This is a genomic window from Gemmatimonadales bacterium (assembly GCA_036265815.1).
GTDB lineage: Bacteria > Gemmatimonadota > Gemmatimonadetes > Gemmatimonadales > GWC2-71-9 > CAVVWJ01.
The window spans coordinates 51,780-68,049 of sequence record DATAOI010000078.1 but is presented as its reverse complement, the minus strand read 5'-3'; the positions used below and the strand labels follow the sequence as shown (position 1 = coordinate 68,049).

At 67.5% G+C, this 16,270-nt stretch carries 15 protein-coding genes; 2 read left to right on the top strand and 13 right to left on the bottom strand.

The window, feature by feature from the left end; all coding sequences use genetic code 11:
- Window positions 1-7: 7 nt before the first annotated feature.
- The 10 genes from VHR41_16445 to VHR41_16400 all read right to left on the bottom strand — a co-directional run bounded on the left by VHR41_16445 (window position 8) and on the right by VHR41_16400 (window position 8,785).
- Window positions 8-709, bottom strand: a complete 702-nt coding sequence (locus VHR41_16445) for a PilN domain-containing protein (GenBank protein ID HEX3235789.1) — start codon at window positions 707-709, stop codon at window positions 8-10.
- A gap of 25 nt (window positions 710-734) precedes the next feature.
- Complete coding sequence (gene pilM, locus VHR41_16440; GenBank protein HEX3235788.1) at window positions 735-1,778, bottom strand: type IV pilus assembly protein PilM; 1,044 nt, start codon at window positions 1,776-1,778, stop codon at window positions 735-737.
- Between the two features lie 334 nt (window positions 1,779-2,112).
- The gene (locus tag VHR41_16435; GenBank protein ID HEX3235787.1) at window positions 2,113-3,267 is read right to left on the bottom strand and encodes a hypothetical protein; all 1,155 of its coding nucleotides are present in this window, start codon (window positions 3,265-3,267) and stop codon (window positions 2,113-2,115) included.
- Between the two features lie 26 nt (window positions 3,268-3,293).
- Window positions 3,294-4,142, bottom strand: coding sequence for a prepilin-type N-terminal cleavage/methylation domain-containing protein (locus VHR41_16430; GenBank protein HEX3235786.1), 849 nt, complete (start codon window positions 4,140-4,142; stop codon window positions 3,294-3,296).
- Window positions 4,143-4,147: 5 nt separating this feature from the next.
- Window positions 4,148-4,519, bottom strand: a complete 372-nt coding sequence (locus tag VHR41_16425) for a prepilin-type N-terminal cleavage/methylation domain-containing protein (GenBank protein HEX3235785.1) — start codon at window positions 4,517-4,519, stop codon at window positions 4,148-4,150.
- The gene (locus VHR41_16420; GenBank protein HEX3235784.1) at window positions 4,516-4,977 is read right to left on the bottom strand and encodes a prepilin-type N-terminal cleavage/methylation domain-containing protein; all 462 of its coding nucleotides are present in this window, start codon (window positions 4,975-4,977) and stop codon (window positions 4,516-4,518) included. The genes VHR41_16425 and VHR41_16420 overlap by 4 nt, the downstream gene beginning before the upstream one ends.
- Window positions 4,978-5,148: 171 nt before the next feature.
- On the bottom strand, window positions 5,149-6,522 hold the full coding sequence (locus tag VHR41_16415; protein HEX3235783.1) for a sigma-54 dependent transcriptional regulator: 1,374 nt from the start codon (window positions 6,520-6,522) through the stop codon (window positions 5,149-5,151).
- On the bottom strand, window positions 6,503-7,696 hold the full coding sequence (locus VHR41_16410) for a HAMP domain-containing sensor histidine kinase (protein HEX3235782.1): 1,194 nt from the start codon (window positions 7,694-7,696) through the stop codon (window positions 6,503-6,505). Before VHR41_16410 ends, VHR41_16415 begins: the two co-directional genes overlap by 20 nt.
- A gap of 10 nt (window positions 7,697-7,706) precedes the next feature.
- Window positions 7,707-8,099, bottom strand: a complete 393-nt coding sequence (locus tag VHR41_16405) for a type II secretion system protein (GenBank protein ID HEX3235781.1) — start codon at window positions 8,097-8,099, stop codon at window positions 7,707-7,709.
- A 302-nt stretch (window positions 8,100-8,401) separates the two neighbouring features.
- Window positions 8,402-8,785, bottom strand: a complete 384-nt coding sequence (locus tag VHR41_16400) for a prepilin-type N-terminal cleavage/methylation domain-containing protein (protein ID HEX3235780.1) — start codon at window positions 8,783-8,785, stop codon at window positions 8,402-8,404.
- A 387-nt stretch (window positions 8,786-9,172) separates the two neighbouring features.
- Here VHR41_16400 and VHR41_16395 point away from each other — a divergent pair, with 387 nt between their 5' ends.
- Window positions 9,173-10,879 carry a tetratricopeptide repeat protein gene (locus VHR41_16395; GenBank protein ID HEX3235779.1) on the top strand — a complete coding sequence of 569 codons (1,707 nt, stop codon included), beginning with the start codon at window positions 9,173-9,175 and terminating at the stop codon, window positions 10,877-10,879.
- The gene (locus VHR41_16390) at window positions 10,876-12,531 is read left to right on the top strand and encodes a tetratricopeptide repeat protein (GenBank protein ID HEX3235778.1); all 1,656 of its coding nucleotides are present in this window, start codon (window positions 10,876-10,878) and stop codon (window positions 12,529-12,531) included. Before VHR41_16395 ends, VHR41_16390 begins: the two co-directional genes overlap by 4 nt.
- Before the next feature lie 2 nt (window positions 12,532-12,533).
- On the opposite strand, the gene VHR41_16385 is transcribed toward VHR41_16390, so the two are convergent.
- The 3 genes from VHR41_16385 to VHR41_16375 are packed head-to-tail and all read right to left on the bottom strand — an operon-like array spanning window position 12,534 to window position 16,079.
- Window positions 12,534-14,591, bottom strand: a complete 2,058-nt coding sequence (locus tag VHR41_16385) for a hypothetical protein (protein ID HEX3235777.1) — start codon at window positions 14,589-14,591, stop codon at window positions 12,534-12,536.
- Entirely contained in the window at window positions 14,588-15,361 is a 774-nt protein-coding gene (locus VHR41_16380) for a glycosyltransferase family 2 protein (protein ID HEX3235776.1), read from the bottom strand. The genes VHR41_16385 and VHR41_16380 overlap by 4 nt, the downstream gene beginning before the upstream one ends.
- Complete coding sequence (locus tag VHR41_16375; protein HEX3235775.1) at window positions 15,354-16,079, bottom strand: class I SAM-dependent methyltransferase; 726 nt, start codon at window positions 16,077-16,079, stop codon at window positions 15,354-15,356. The genes VHR41_16380 and VHR41_16375 overlap by 8 nt, the downstream gene beginning before the upstream one ends.
- Window positions 16,080-16,270 lie beyond the last annotated feature (191 nt).

Below are 16,270 nucleotides of genomic sequence, written 5' to 3'. Positions count from 1 at the left end.
GGAGTGCCTACCTCACCGAATTGCTGAGGGGAACGGTCCGGATGTATGCCGAGTCCGCCTGTCTGTAGCTGGCCCGGATGACGAACGCCGTGAGCGGCCGCTCCTTTTCCACGACCGTCTGCGCCGACACCGGCGTGACGTCGGTGATCCAGGGCGAAGCCTCGAGCTGCCGGAGGAACCGGGTATACGCCTGGATGTCGACCGTGCGCCCGTTGACCTCGAACTGCATCATGGTGGGCAGCGGGGGAGCGTTCTTGGTCGTATCGGCCGGGGCCGGCGCCGGAGTGGCGGGTGTGCTCGCCATACCCACCGTGATGAGCCAGGTGTAGGCCGGCAGCGCCCGGGTCACTTCGTCGAGCACATGGGACCAGACGTAGCGATCGCCATCCACCTGGCGGATGACGCCGATCTGGGCGACCAGGGAGTCCCGAATGGTCTCCTGGTGCCGCTTCTCCGCCAGAAAGGACTTGAAGCGCCGGTGCTCGGCCCGGGTGGCCTCGAGCTGCGGCTCCAAAGCGCTGAGCTCGCGCGTGGTGCCCAGGATCGCGAAGCCCAGCCAGCCCAGCACGACGACCCAGCTCGCCACGGCCACCAGTAGCAAGGGGTCCTTGATCTTGCCACCCAGACCGCGGACGCCCTGCAGCGCCCCCTGGAAGGGCGAGCCGGCGCGCTTGCGCTTGAGGTTCGGGCGGAGATTGACGGTGATCATCGGTGATGACGTCCGGGGCTCGGGTTTACGCCGCGCTGCGCAGCGCGAGACCAATCGGGAGCATCAGCAGCGGGGCGACCTCGTCGACGGGCAACAGGTCGAACACCCCGTCGGCCACCTGCAGCTTCTCGATCGGATTGGCCAGCTGGACCGGGATCTTGAGACGGTCCGACAGGACCTTGTTCAACCGGGGGATGCGGGCACCGCCGCCGGTGGTGAAGATCCGGGAGATCCCGCCCGCCGACCTGCTGGCGGACTGCAGGAAGGCGGCGGCCCGCTCGACGCCGACCGCCAGCTCTTCGCCACGGGACTCGAGGAACGGATCGAGCACCTCGCTCGACTCGACGCCTTGCAGCAGCTTGTCGGCCTCTTCGGCGGACAGACCGCGCTCGCGCTGGAGATCTTCCTTGAAGCGGCGGGTGCCGACCGGGATGTCCCGGGTGAGCACCGGCACGCCGTCGTCCAGGATGTTGATGTTGGTGGTTTCGTGGCCGATGTTGACCAGGCCGACGACGCCGTGCATGGCCTCGGGATAGTTGACCTCGAAGGCGTTGTGGAGCGCGAAGGCATCCACATCGATGACGCTGGCCTCGAGCCCGACGTCGGCCAGCAGCGCCACCTTGTGCTCCACCAGCTCGCGCTTGGCGGCCACCAGGAGGACGGTCATCTGCAGGCCTTCACCCTCGGGGTCCAAGATCTGAAAGTCGAGCTCGACGTTGTCCATGTCGAACGGCACGTGCTGCTCCGCTTCCCAGCGGATCACCTCGCGCGCCTCGCCCTCCTTCATCCGGTCCATAGCGATCTTCTTGATGATCACGTCCCGCCCGCCCACCGCGGTCACGACCTTCTTGGCCTTGATGCCGGCGGAGGCGAGCAGCCCCTTGATGGCCTCGGCCACGATGGCGGGGTCCATGACCTCACCCTCGACGATGGCGTCGTTCACCACTGAGGTGAACGCGACCTTGGTGAGGACCGGACCGCCGGAGGAGTGCGAGATGGCAACGAGCTTGATGAGCCCGCTGCCGATGTCCAGGCCTACCGTCATCGCATTGCGCCCGAAGAGTCCCATAGTATCCGCTTGTTGAGGGGTGGCTCTGGCCTGCCGCGCTGTGCCGAACTCCCCGCAACGCCGGGGCATGAGGCTAGTCAGGCCGGTCGTAGGGCAACCGATGTGCCACACAAATTGCACCGCCCTAGCTCGTTGCGGAGAACCGATTTGCTTCGGGGTGTACCCCAGTTCACCAGGCCTCTCAGGGCCCCCGACCTGCTCTTTCGCAAGGCGTTTCTCGGGTTGCAGCAGTGCGTCGTATGGCGCGCTTGCGCAGGGGTTTGCACCCTCCCAACAGGCCGGCGGCGGCCCCCGAGAGAGGAGCCGCCGCCGGCACCGACGAATCCGCGAGTTCCTAGTTGGTTTCGTAGAGCTGGGCCCAGCTCCGCTGGTCGAGCACGGTCGGGACTGCCGAGCCCTGGAGGGCCCGACGAATGGCGCAGGAGGAATAGTTCACGGTGGCGTTACCGGTCAGGCGGCTGTCGTCGAGCGTGACGTTCTGAGCCAGAATGCCGCCGTAGAACTTGACGTCGTCGCTGCCGGTGCCGCGCACGTCCACGCCGCCGGTCACGATGACCGGACCGTAGAAGTCGATGCGGCCCTGCACGGTGAGGTTTCCCTCGACCAGCAGAATTCCCTGACCTTCACCGGTCCCTGAGATGCTGAGATCGCCGTAATGGTAGATGATCGGGAAATAGTTGAAACACGGGCTGGCCTTGTCGGTAGGCGCGCCCCAGTTGGTCAGGACCGATGTGTCGCACCTCGACGGGCTCCCGGTGACGGCGGCGGCCAGCCCGCTGATGTCGCTCGTGAGGGTCAGGGTCCGCAGCGCCTTGAGCGCGTTGAAGTTGGTGCTACCGAAGATGTTTCCGGAGTTCAGGGTAGAGTCCGACACACTCTTTGGGCTGCCCGCGATGGTGGAGCTACCCTTTTGATCGAGCGTCCCGTTGTAGCGTACGCCGGCCACGTCGCCGGGCGTCGGGCAGCTCACGCCCGCGTCGGTCCACGCCGAAGGCGTGGCATCGATGCCGCTCACGGTGGAGGTGCCGCCGACCAGCACATCTCCCAGCGCCGTCAAGCCGGCGCTGACGCTGATGTTGGCCGAAGCGAGACGGAAGAGGGTGCCGATCTTCTTTCTGGCCATCTGGGTGCCGGCAGCGTCATTCCGCTGGCCGAGCGCTTCGACCAGGAACAGGCTGCTCGAGAGCTTGCGCACGCTCGAGGTAGTCGAGACGTATGTGCCGGCCATCGACGAGGTGACGGTCTGCGCAACCGCGGGGTTCACCGCCATCGCCGTGAGGGTGGTGGCGTCCATGGCGGCAAAGGCATCGCTCAGTGCCGCCTCGGCCCCTTCGGCCGCCTGGGCGGCGTAGACGCCGTTCTGCCCGGACTGCTGCTCCAGGCGGCCGGCGAAGAACGTTCCCGCGACGAGCGCACCGATCACCACCAGAGCGAAAATCGCTACGGCCAGGGCGATGCCCCGTTCGTTATGCAGGCGTGGAGCTGGCATACCCGTCTCCTTGAGGGATGGGTCGATCATCGAAGTGCATTCCGCAGCGTCACCCGGCTCACCACCGAATCCTCCACGACCGCGACGTTGGAGGAGCCGCCGCCGGTGGACACCGCACCATTGGTGATACCTTTGATGGTGACCAGGATGCTTCTGACGTTATTCGGGTCGGTCGTCTCCGTGGCCCCCGTCTGGTCGTAATACTTGAGCGTGAGGCCGGTGGCTTCCTTGAGCGGTCCGAGGAGCGGCTGCTTGGTCAGCTCACCAGCGCTCACCGACTGGACGCCCAGCCACCATTTCCCGCCGCTTGGGTAGAGTCCCATCTCCATCACCTCGAATAGACGCACCGGAGCACCGAGATCCGGCGCGGCGAGTCCAGGCATGGTCAGGGTATACGACGCGGCACCCCCTGGGCAGGCGGTTCCCGTGCCCACCGCGGTGATCAACGCCGTCTGCCAGGTCCCGTCCGAGCCGGTTGATGGGTCCGTCTGGAAGAAGACGTACCCGGCATCGCGTGTCTGCTGCGGGGCTCGGTATCCGGACCAGGTGTCCTTGTAGATCGAGATGACTCCAGCAGCCGACTGACAGACGAACCCGAGGCCACGCATGGCGCGGTACCTGATGTTGGTTGCCCCCAGCGTCAGGATGTCGGTCTCGATAGCGGTGCCACCTATTACGGTATTGAGCTCTCGCAACTCGCTCGGTACGATCAGCGAGGCGGCCCGCTCGTTGGACTGCAGGTCGGTGCGAGCCGCCTGCGCGTTGGACAGCCGCTGACTCGTGGTGAGCAGCTTGTAGATGGCCCCGGTGACGGTCAGCATGACCACCATGGCCATGAGGATCTCGACCAAGGTAAAGCCCCGTTGATTTCGCATGGCGGTCAGCACCCGATCCTGGTGGTGAACACGTCACTGTGAGTACCGCCGTTGGCGGTGTTGTAGGTGACGGTCTCGGTGACAATGCTCGGGTCGCCGGCTGTGACGACCCAGGTCTCGGTGACGCCCTGCGCCGTGACCGGCCCGCCGCTCGCGAAGCTGGCGTGGGTACACTTCGGGCTGGTGCGGTAGGCCGCGTTCCGGAGCAGGTCGAACCGCTGGGAGGCGAGCTGCGCCGCGCGGGTTCCCATCTGCCCGCGGCCGATCATCCGGGTGACCATGCCCGCCGACCCCGCAAGTGCCACGATGCCGATGCCCAGCACGACCACGGCGACCAATACTTCGACCAGGGTGAATCCGGCTCTGGCCTGTTTCACTTGGTGACCCTCCCCAGATAATCGAGCGACACGGAATCCCGCTTGCCGCTCCGGCTGACCACGATATACACCGGTGTGGCACTGAGCCCAGCGGCGAAGCCACGCGGATCGTAGTCGACCGACGTCATCGTTACGCTCGGGCTGACGGTGACCCCGTAGAGCGCGTTCAGATTCTGCACCGCGCCGATGCTGTCCATAGTGCCGGCGCCCGCGGCGGTGCGCGGCTTGGCCGTCACCACGATGCTGTTGCCGTTGATGTTGACCGACGCCTGCCGGCTCCGCTGCATGGCCACCGCGCGGGCCCGGGCGAAGGTGTTGGCGAGCGTGGTTCTCGCGCTCCGGACGTCGTTCTTCGCCAGCACCTGGCCGACGCGGGGATAGACGACAGCCACCAGGATGCCGAATATCACCACCGCGATCATGACCTCGATCAGCGTGAACCCGTTTCGACGCGACACGCAACCTCCGCAGCTCAATGTGCCAGCAGGAACGATCTTGATGGCCCGGCCCACCCCAAGGCAGGAGCCGTACCAGGCACGACGATGCGCAACGACAATGACTTGGCTCGAACGGACGGGAGCGAACGCTGCATCGGACTGCAGCGAGCGCCGACCATTGCGCGATGAAGGTCAGTGGACCGGCAGGCGCCGCATCTTGTAGAACAGGGTACGGAGGCTCACACCGAGGAGACTGGCCGCCTGGCGTCGATTGCCCCCCGAGGCCTCGAGTGCCTTCTGGATGGCCAGGCGCTCCACCGCCTCGACCTGGGTCTTGAGATCGAGCACGTTGGCCCCGCTGGCCGGCACTGTTCCATTGGCACCGTGGCCTCCCGGATGCTTCCCGTTGCCGTTCCCCAGGACGAAATCGCGGGGCTCGAGCGGCCCGCCCGTGCCGAGCACGGCCGCACGCTCCACTGCGTTGCGGAGCTCGCGGACGTTGCCAGGCCAGCTGTAGTGGATCAGCATATCGAGCGCGGACGGCGTGATGCTCACCGCGTGCCCGAGCCGGGTCGCGGCCTGCCGCACGAAGTGGGTGACCAGTGCCGGGACGTCTTCCGGGCGCTCCCTGAGCGGTGGGAGGTGCAGCCGGACGACGTTGAGCCGATAGAAGAGATCGGCCCGAAACTCTCCCCGCTGCACCGCCTCCTCCAGCGGCTTGGCGGTGGCCGCGATCACGCGGACGTCCACCTTCCGGGCCTCCCGGCCTCCGACCCGCCGGATCTCGGAGTCCTCGAGCACGCGGAGCAGCTTGGCCTGCAGGTCCAGCGGCAGATCGCCGATCTCGTCGAGCAGCAGGGTACCCTCGTGCGCCAGCTCGAACAGTCCCGCCCGGTCGGCCGTCGAGCCGGTAAACGCTCCGCGCACGTGTCCGAAGAGCTCGCTCTCGAGCAGGTGCTCGGGGATCGCCGCGCAGTTGATGGCGGTGAAGCTCCGCTCCGCCCGGGAGCCCATGCGGTGGATGGCGCGGGCCACGACCTCCTTACCGGTCCCACTCTCGCCGGTGATGAGCACGGTGGTGCCGTGCCGGGCCACTCGGCTGGCGAGCTCGAGCAGGTCGCGCATGGTGTGACTCTCGCACACCACGAGGTCGCTCGCGGCGCCGGCGCCGAGGCTGGTCCGCAGCACCTCGACCTCACGGCGGAGCTTCTCGCGCTCCTCGGCCTTGCGGACCGTCATGGTCACTTCGTCGGGCCGAAACGGCTTGTGGAGGTAGTCGTAGGCACCTTCGCGCATGGCGGCGAGCGCGCTGTCCTCGCTGCCGTAGGCGCTCATCATGATGAGCAGCGCCTGCCCGCCGTCGGCGCGGTACCGGCGGAGGAAGGTGACGCCGTCCATCTTCGGCATGCGGACATCGCACAGGATTAGATCGAAGATCTCCGAGGCGGCCCGCCCCAGGGCCTGCTCCGGATCACCTTCGCTCACGACCTGGTAGCCCGCTTCCGCGAGCAGGAGGGCGAGAGACTGCCTCAGCCCGGGGTCGTCGTCAACGATCAGCAGACGCATCGGTGTCACCTGCCCGCGGTAAGAAAACCTTGAATACAGCCCCACCTTCCCGTGCCCGGTCGACCCATATGAGACCGCCGCTCTCGTGGACCGTCCGGGCTACGATCGCCAGACCGAGCCCGGTTCCCTGGCCCGGTTCCTTGGTCGTGAAGAACGGGTCGAAGATTCGCTCTCGATCCGCCTCCGGAACGCCGGGGCCGTCGTCGGCCACGAAGAGGATGCCCCCAGGCGATCCGATCGGCAGGTCATGCCGGCGCGGGCGGGCGGTCCAGGCGCGCGGTGGCGCAGCCTCCCCCGCTCGAGCATCCAGGCGCTGACCGTTGCCGTCAGTGCAGCGGGCGGCGCCGAGGTGCCGGCTCGCGAACCGCTTGGCCACCGTGCCGACCACGATCCGCCCACCGGGTGCCGCCTGGCTGGCATTGGCGAGCAGATTCACGACCACCTGCTCCAGCAGGTGTCGGTCGCCCTGGACCCGCGGAAGGCGCGGGTCGAGGGAAACCTCCACCTGGTGTCCCGTCAGCATTCCCTGCGCACCCAGGAAGCTCAGGACCGTCCGCACCGCCTGATTGAGATCGGTACTCTCGTCACGGGGCGCGTCGGTGCTCGTGCCGCCCGGCCGGGCGTAATTCACCAATCCTTGCACGATCCGATCGATCCGCTGTACCGCACACCGCATCTCGCCAGTTATGGCAGGATCGGTGCCTCGGCGCTGGAGCACCTCGACGTAGTTCCCGAGCGCCCCCAGCGGATTCCGTACCTCGTGGGCCACTCCGGCGGCGAGTTGGCCGATACCGACCAGCTTTTCCACCCGGGTCGCGTGGGTGTGGAGGTCGAAGAGGCTCTCCGCCATGGCTCGGTAGCGGCTGGCCAGCTCGGTCAGCTCGGCGGTCTCGTAGACCGGCGTGGGACCCGCCAGTCCGCTGGCGGCCAGCGAATCGGCCTCGGCCGCCAGCTGGCGGAGCGGTCGCAGCACGAGTCGATGGACCAGGTACCAGCCGAAGACGCCAAAGACCGCGGTAGTCCCCAGCCAGAGCAGAATGAGCGGTGCGGCGATCTCGACCGGGTCGGCACCGGAGACCAGGACCGTCGCGGCTCCCACTACCAGGACAGCACCCGACGTAACGAACCCGAGCTCGAACAGGAGCCGGACCCGCAGCGTCGACCATCGATTCACTCGTCGAGCCTCACGGCGTGCAGGCGATGACGCCCTCAACGGTCGCTGGGCTCGGCGGGGTCACCGCCCCGGTGTACAGGGCGCAGGTGCGCGGGGTATGGACGGTCGAGGCGGTGCCGGCCCATCCGGCCGCGGTGGCCTCCGTGACGGTGATGCTGATGTCCGGCGACGGGTTATAGACCAGCGACGACGAGGGTACCGAGCCGGGGTAATAGCTGCCGTTGTCCCCGGCGTAGGCTTCCTGCGCGGTGGCCAGGTTGCGCAAGTCGCTCTTCATCTCGGAGACGTACGCCTGCTCCTTGGTGGCCGCGAACTTGGGGATGGCGATGGCCGCCAGGATCCCGATGATCACGACCACGATCAGCAGCTCGATCAGGGTGAACCCTCGGTCGCTTCGCCTCATCCGCTTGCTCCTGACATGAACCTCAGGGGAATCGCCGCGCCGGTGCCCGGTGCAAGGCGTGTTCACCCCCGTGAGAGGTGGCAATGACGGTGCCACCGAGTACGGCACTCACAATCTGAATCACGGCAAGCGCTTACGAATCGAGGTGAGAGGCCGGCGGCCGCGCCGGCCGCCCGGCCGACGAATTCTGCAATGCGAGGCTGCGCACGATGCCGCCGCGCTCACCATCTGGTGCCGTGAAAATCAATCAGGCGGCGGCCACTGGCCGCCGCCTGATTGACGTGTATCCCAGCGCGCCCTGATTAGCTGCAGACGATCACCCCATCGAGGGTGCTCGCCGCACCGGCGCCAACCTGCACGGTGCACTTGTTGAAGCCGGTCGAGATCGACGCGTTCGTCACCGTGGCGGTGTAGCCGTTGGTGGCGCCGACCACGGCCGCCGTGTTGCCGCTCGACAGCGTGAAGTTCGACGCGGACTGGAGCTGGGCGAAGGTGCCGTAGGCCGAGTAATCCGAGAAGTACGCTTCCTCGGCGGTCAGCGCGTTGCGCAGGTCGGTCTTGACCGACGCCAGCTTGGCCTTGTCTTTGGTCGCCGCGAACTTCGGAATCGCGATCGCGGCCAAGATGCCGATGATCACGACCACGATGAGCAGCTCGATGAGGGTAAAGCCCTTGCGGTTTGTCATTGCCTCTCTCCGGTAAAGTGGCGGCCCCTGTCGAGCCGGACTCAGTGACGCTGGGATGGTTCCCGGGAGATGGGTGATGGCAACGCACATGCCAGTCTGCCGACCCCCGGGATATGTCCAATGGTCCCAACTGCTTTAGCCCAGCCGCGCAAGCCTTGGTTCCGCCGATCCGGGGCTCGAGTCAAAGTATTTTGCAAGAACCCACGGGCGGCACGGCCGACGCTGCGGTAACTTGCATACGCGCGGCCAGAAGACGGCATCATGAACGCGCGTTGCGTGACCGTTCAACACGGCCGAGGACACGACACTGGGCCGGGTTGGGCACACTGCTCGCTGATTTCCCACACCATGCACCCACACAGTTCTCCGCCCCTGCCGGAGGAGCCGATGCGGCTTGGCAGCGGTCGTCCATGGTGGCTCGATCCGGCCATCATCATGGCGCTGAGTGCAGCGGCATCGTCCACGGTAGTGCTGAACGACATGGTCCAGGACGACATTCCGGTCATCGTCCGGAACCCCGCGGTCCATCAGCTGGGCAGCCTCGCGGCTCACTTCGGTCAGCCGTACTGGCCCAAGCCGTTCAGTCCCTACCTCTACCGGCCGCTCACCTCGGTCCTGTTCACCCTGGAGTGGGTGGCCGGCCACGGTCGGCCCTGGTTCATCCATGGCGTGAGCGTGCTGCTCTACGCCGCGGTGTGCCTCGCGGTCCTGGCGCTGTGCCGGAGGCTGCTGCCAAGCAACGCCGCGCTCGGCGCGGCCGCCGTGTTCGCCGTGCATCCGCTGCACGTGGAGAGCGTGGCCGGCGCCGTCAACCAAGCGGAGCTCGCTGCGGCACTTTGCGCGGTTTTGGCAGTCTGCGGCTATCTCGATTGGCGAGCGGCGGGTACGGCGCTAGGGGGAAAGGTTCTCGCAGCGTTCGCCTGCGTCTACGCGCTGGCCTGTCTCTTCAAGGAGTCCGGCATCGTGCTGCCGGGGCTGCTCCTGGCCGCCGAGCTGACGATCGTCCACGACTCCCGACCACTCAGGGTTCGCATTCGACAGCTGTGGCCGCTCCTGGCGACGCTGGCACTGGTCGGCGCCGGCTTCATCGTGCTGCGGACTCTGGTTCTCTCGTCGTTCGCGGGAACTTTCGCGGCTGAGGTCTTTCGGGATCTGTCGCCCTGGCAACGGACGCTCACGATGCTGGGCGTGGTCCCCATGTGGGCGCGTCTGTTCATCTGGCCCGCGCACCTCCAGGTCGATTACTCGCCCCAGGAGATCGTGGCCGCAACCAGCTGGGGATGGGCCCAGACAGTCGGGCTCCTGATTCTCGCGCCGACGCTGCTCCTGGCCGTCATCGGCGCCGGCCGCCGTTGGGTGGCGAGCTTCGGGGTGCTGTGGATTGCCGTGGCCATGTTTCCGGTGAGCAATCTCCTGATCCCCACCGGCATCGTGCTCGCCGAGCGCACGCTGTTCTTGCCGAGTGTCGGGGTGGTGCTGGTGCTCGGGGCCGGCCTGGCGGCACTGGCTCCCCGGCTGAGCCGCGCGCGCCCCGTCATGCGCATGGTGGCCGTCGGGGGCTTCGCCGTCATCCTGCTTGCTGGCGCGGTCAGAAGCGCCCTGCGTCACCGGGACTGGCATGACACGCTCACCTTCTGGTATCGGGCCGTGGAAGACGCACCGGAGAGCTATCGCGCCCGGGCGGCGCTGGGCGGTGTCATGTTCGCGATCCGGCAGAACGGGACCGGCGAACGACTGCTGCGGGAAGCCATCCGGCTGTACCCCGACGGCGTCCTGACCTACCAGATCCTGGGCGACCGCTATCGGCTCGCCGGCTTCTGCGCGCCCGCCATCAACACGTACACTCGAGCGCTGGAGCTGGAGCCCAAGGCTGCCGACACTCGGGCCTCCTTGATCGCCTGCCTGCTGCACGACGGCCTCTACGCGCGGGCCCGCGAGGTCGCTGCGGCGGGGGTCGCCGAAAGGACCTGGCCGTCCGCGTTTCACGAGCTGGAGCGGACCGCCGATAGCGCGATGACGGCACGCGCACCCGCGGGGACGGTCCAGATCACGGTTCCCGACAGCGGGGCCAGCGGCCCTCCGGTGGGTCGGTGACGAGACGCGGAAACACCATTTGGGCGGTGATCGGCCTGGTCGTGCTCACCGCACTGGTATGCCTCCCGAGTCTCGCCAACGGCTTTGCCTACGACGATGTGCCTATCGTCCGCGACAATCCCAGGATCCACGAGCTCGCGTCCCCCTGGACCTACGCCACCCAAAGCTACTGGCCACCCGGTCACGGCGAGTTCCTCTACCGCCCGCTCACGATCTGGCTGCTGGCGGCAGAGTGGGCGATCGGCGGCGGATCACCGCTGCCGTTTCACCTCGCTAACGTGCTCCTGACCATCGGATCTGTGCTCGCGGTGTACTGGCTCACCCGGCGGATCCTCTCACCCGGGTGGTCGTGCGTCAGTGCCGCGATCTTCGCGGTGCACCCGGTTCACGTCGAGGCCGTCGGTAACGTGGTGGGCCAGGCGGAGCTGGTGATGGCGCTGGCAGCCACGCTGAGCGTCGCGCTTTACGTCCGCGCGCGGCAGAACGGCCCCCTCGAGTCGAGCAGCCGGCTCGCCATCGCGCTGCTCGCGGTGGCCGCGGCCTTGGCCAAGGAGCAGGGATTCGTCGTCCCAGCGTTGATCGGGTTGGCCGAGCTGACCATCGTCAGCCAGAAGAGCCAAGACTGGCGGCGGCTCGCGGCCCTCGGGGCGCTGCTCGGCGCCGGGCTCGCCGGAGTGCTCGGGGCGAGAAGCGTCGTACTCCACGGCCTTGGCGGGGGTGCGCCCGCAGCCGCGATCCGGGGCCTCGACACGGGCGGCCGTCTGCTCACCATGCTCGCGATGGTGCCGGAGCTTTTCCGTCTGATGCTGTGGCCGGCCCACCTGCGGGCCGACTACTCCCCCCCGGAGTTCAGCGCAATGTCGCAGCTCGCGCCGGCGCACCTGCTGGGGGTGGCACTGCTCCTGGCAACGGCCGTCGGAGCGTGGCTGGCCTGGCGCGCCGGGGAGCGGGGGGTCACCTTCGGCCTCGGCTGGACCGCGCTCGCGCTGCTGCCGGTCAGCAACCTGCTTTTCCCCACGGGAGTGTTGATCGCCGAGCGGACGCTCTTCCTGCCCAGCGTCGGGGTCACGATCGCGCTGGCCTCGGGAGCGAGTCTCCTGGCCGGGCTACTCGTCCGGCGGCCGGCAGCTCGGCTGACGCTCGCGTCACTGGGTGCGGCTGCACTCCTGGCCGGTGCCGTACACGGCGCCGCGCGGCAGCCGATCTGGGCCGACAGCGGAACGCTCTTCCCCCAGATGATCCGCGACTCGCCGCGAAGCTACCGGGCCCATCTCGCCTACGGCCGCTATCTGGCCGAGCAGGGAGACGCCACCGGAGCGGAGGCGGAGCTCCGCCTGTCCGTAGCATTGTACACCGGCGATCCAGTGGCCTACCTAGATCTGGGGCAGATGCTGCGAGCCAGCGGCCGCTGCAGGGAGGCGATTCCCTATTTCGAGCGGGCGGCGGCCGTGGCTGGGGAGTTCGAGCTGGTGATGGCGCGGAGTCGCGTCTTCGAGTGCCGTATGGTTATCGGAGACTTTGCGGGCGCGCGCCAGGCTGTGGTGCATGAGGTCGCCGCCGGTGGCCACGAGTTCGCGCGCCTCCTGGCGCGGGCCGACAGTGCCCTCGCGGCGCAAGCGTCCGCGCGGGCATTGTCTCGACCGCTCCCCTGAGCTCAGTCGCGCCCGGCAGCCAGCAACGGGCTGGTGGCCAGTAGCGAATCCCGCGACAGTCGATAGAACTCCGGCGCGGCCCCCGAGTTGGCGGACGGTGGCCGGAGCAGAAAGAGCGAGCGGTCCGGATGCTCCCGGGCGACCTGGGCATTCCGCTCGTGAAGGTCACGGACGTACACGTTGCCATCGTGGACCAGGAGGAGCGGCGCCAGGAGCATGGTGCCGCCTCGATCTTCGTTGATCCGGTCCACACAGCTCTGGGTGTAGCGAAACGTGGGGAGAAATCGCTCGCTCGTGTCCGGCGAGAAGCTGGAGCGGACCAGGCGACCGGAGTCCGCGGTGGTCGCGTCCAGAGCGCGCAGCAGGGAGTCCGGGGGCAGCGGGTGCCCTGGCGGCCCCTCCAGACCCGTGATCGCACGGTCGAGCATGCACGCGTCGGCGCGACGGTAAATCCGCTCGGCGTCGGCGCGAGGGACACCCAGCGCCCACATCCGCACCAGCAGCTGCGCTCCCCACGTCTCCCGGACAAATACGACGGCGTTTCGGGCACCCGCTGCCTCGGCTGCCCGTGACACATCCCACCGCATCAGGCCGAACATCGTGTGGTACTGACGGGCGCGAATCGGCAGCGCGACACTGACGGCGAGGACGGCCGAGATCAGGTAGCCCAGGAGCACCGCCCGTCCAGCCGTTGGATTGCCGAATCGCTCCGTGGCGATCCGTGGGAGCCGCGCGGTCCACAGCACCAGCGCCGGCAGCAGTGGATACATGAAGCGTGGCCCCAGATAGTATCCGTCATGCCAGTACGCGAAGTAGGCTCCGACCAGCAGGCCACTCGCCAGGAGGAGGTATCGGTCGAACGGCGAGAGGCGCCGGGTCAGTGCGAGCGCCGCGATGACCGGCACCAGGCTCGGGAGCGGAGTCTCGTAGAGGAACGTCTGCAGCCGGATGAAATACAGATTGATCAGCGCGAGACCCTGGAGCGGGGTGTGGGAGTCGCCCCACGGTGAGGGATGGAAGCCGAGGCCGACATTCCCTCCCCACATCACCTGGTAGCCGAAGCGGAATGGAGCGCCGGTGGTCGCCGAGTTGACCCACATGAGCGCCGCGATGGGGATGGCCATCCCCACACCGGCGAAAGCCAGATCGGCGAACCGGCGACGTCCCACCGCTCGAATGCCGAGCCACATGCCTGCAGGGATCGCGAAGATCGCGGCGTCGATGGGTCGCACGGCCGCCGAGCAGCCGAAGCCCAGGCCGCAGGCAAACGCCCACCAGGGGTGAGGGTCCTCGCTGGTCGTCACCTTCGCGAGCCCGGCCATTCCGAGCAGCAGGCAGGTGAGCGCAGTGACGTGGTTCATGTAGGAACCCGCCATAAAAGCCGTAAACGGCGCGACCGCGAAGAGGATGGTGGCGCCCAGCCGGGTCCGCCGGCCGGGCTCGACGGCGGACACCATTGCGGCGAAGAGCACGACCGAGAGGGCACCTGCCACCGGGTCCACCAGCCATGGCCGGTGAAACAACTCGCCCACCGCGAGCAACGCCGGACCGCCGATGGGAAAGTGGGAGTACGTTTTCCCACCCCAGTCGATGATGTTCAGCTCACTGACGAACTCCGGATGAAGCGACGGCGGCAGCCACAGACGGCCACCGGCCAGGATCTGGGCCTGGAACGTCTGCACGACCTCGTCGATGACGAGCGGATGCGCGTCGAACAGGTAGCGCGCGATGCCGGCGTACAGGGCGAGAGCGAGGATCGCGATCATCGCGATGGTCAGAGGGGACGGCGTGGCAGCCGAGGCGCGCGACTCCAGCCACGTCTCGGCGCGAAGCAGGGGGATCCGGCGGGAGAATATCGTCAGCACCGCGGCCAGGCCGAGGACGATGGCGCCGCCGTTGGCCCACTCCGCTGCCAGCCCGCGGTACCAGGACACTCCCTGACCGACCGGAATCCAATTGACCAACGGAAGAAATCCAAAGACCAGCAGGAATATCGCCGCGGCGACTGCTCCCCAGGATCGGGGTGGCCGGGTGGCGGCGGCGGGGTGGCCCTCCGTCATTCGGACGCGCGCGCACCGCCGATGCCGCTGGGCTGCGGCGCCACCGATGCCGCGGCGGCGGGGAGGCGCGGCCGAGGGAAGAGATTGAATCGCACGATATGGCCGAATGCCGCGAGGCCATCCTTCCAGCCGATCTTCTTCCCCTCCTGGTAGGTCCGGCCCGAGTAGGAGATGGACACCTCCCAGATCCGGGCGCGCGCTTGCGCGAGGCGGGCCACCACTTCCGGCTCGAACCCGAACCGGTCACTGGTCAGGACCAGCGACTTCATCAACGGAGCGCGCACCATCTTGTAGCACGTCTCCATATCGGTCAGGTTGATGTTGGTCAACATGTTCGAGAGGAGCGTCAGGAGCCGGTTGCCGACCGAGTGCCAGAAGTAGAGCACCCGGCGCTCGCCGCCGAGGAAGCGGGAGCCAAATACCGCATCCGCCTTCCCCTCCAGGATCGGGCTCAACAGCTTGCCGAAGTCCGCCGGGTCGTACTCGAGGTCCGCATCCTGGACCACGATCACCTCGCCGGTGGCACGCCGGATCCCCTCCCGCAACGCGGCACCCTTGCCGCGGTTCTTCGGCTGGTGCACCACGATGTCCAGCAGCCCCTTTGCCTGCAGCTCATCGAGGATGAGCGCGCTGCGATCGGTCGAGGCATCGTTCACCGCGATGATCTCCATCGGGAGTGGCACCGCGTGCAACGCCTGGACGATGTCCGGCAGCGTCCTCTCCTCGTTGTACACCGGCACGATCACTGAGAGCCTGGGCAGCTCAGGCATCGCTCACTCCGACCAAGACCAGTGATTGGGCACAGGGAAGCGGCAGATAGCGCTCCAAGCGGAGGAGCGGCACCAGCGCATCGAACGTCCGCAGCTGATCGGTGGGAATCCGCGGCGTGCGGCGCACCCTGGCGTTCCACCACCAGCCGAACGTCCCGACGAAGTTGAACCAGAAGAGGGCTTCCACCCGGAGCCCCGCCGCCTCCGCCGCAGCCCGAAGAGTGCGACGGGTATAGCGGCGCTGATGCTCCAGCTCCCGGTCGAGAGAGCCGAAGAGCGCCTCCAGCGCGGGCACCAGCACCACGACCCGTCCGCCGCGTTCCACCATGGTGCCCATCGTTCGCAGGGCGCCGACGTCGTCGGGGATGTGCTCCACCACGTTGAGCGCGACCACGGTGTCGAGCCGATGGCGGGCGAAGACCCGAGCTGCGTGATCGTCCGGCAGGGTCAGGGGAGCGACGGCCACATTCGAGTGGACGCCGAAGCGTGTCCGGAGCTGGTCCCGGTACCACTCATCGGTATCGGTGAGCACCACCAACTCGCGCCCGGACTCCACCAGGTGGAGCGACATGTTGCCGATTCCGGAGCCGACCTCGAGCACGCGGGAGCCGATGTAGGGCGCGATGGTTTCGTACTGCCAGGCATTGTATCGGGGGGCGCTGGCCATGATCTCCAAGGTCTGCGCACCGGCGACATCACCTGCGACCACGGGATTCATGTGAGGTCCGGGTTGGCGTCTCATGGGTGCCGGGACTTGGCCTGGTTGGCGCGGACCGACTGCGGGGTAGCACGCCGCGTGCCCAGGCGAAGCTGAGCCTTCACTCTGATACGAGGGGAACCCCGGCTGGAGCTCACCCAGTGACCGGCGCAAAGTGTCAAGGATACCGCAACTTGCAAGCGACCGAAAAG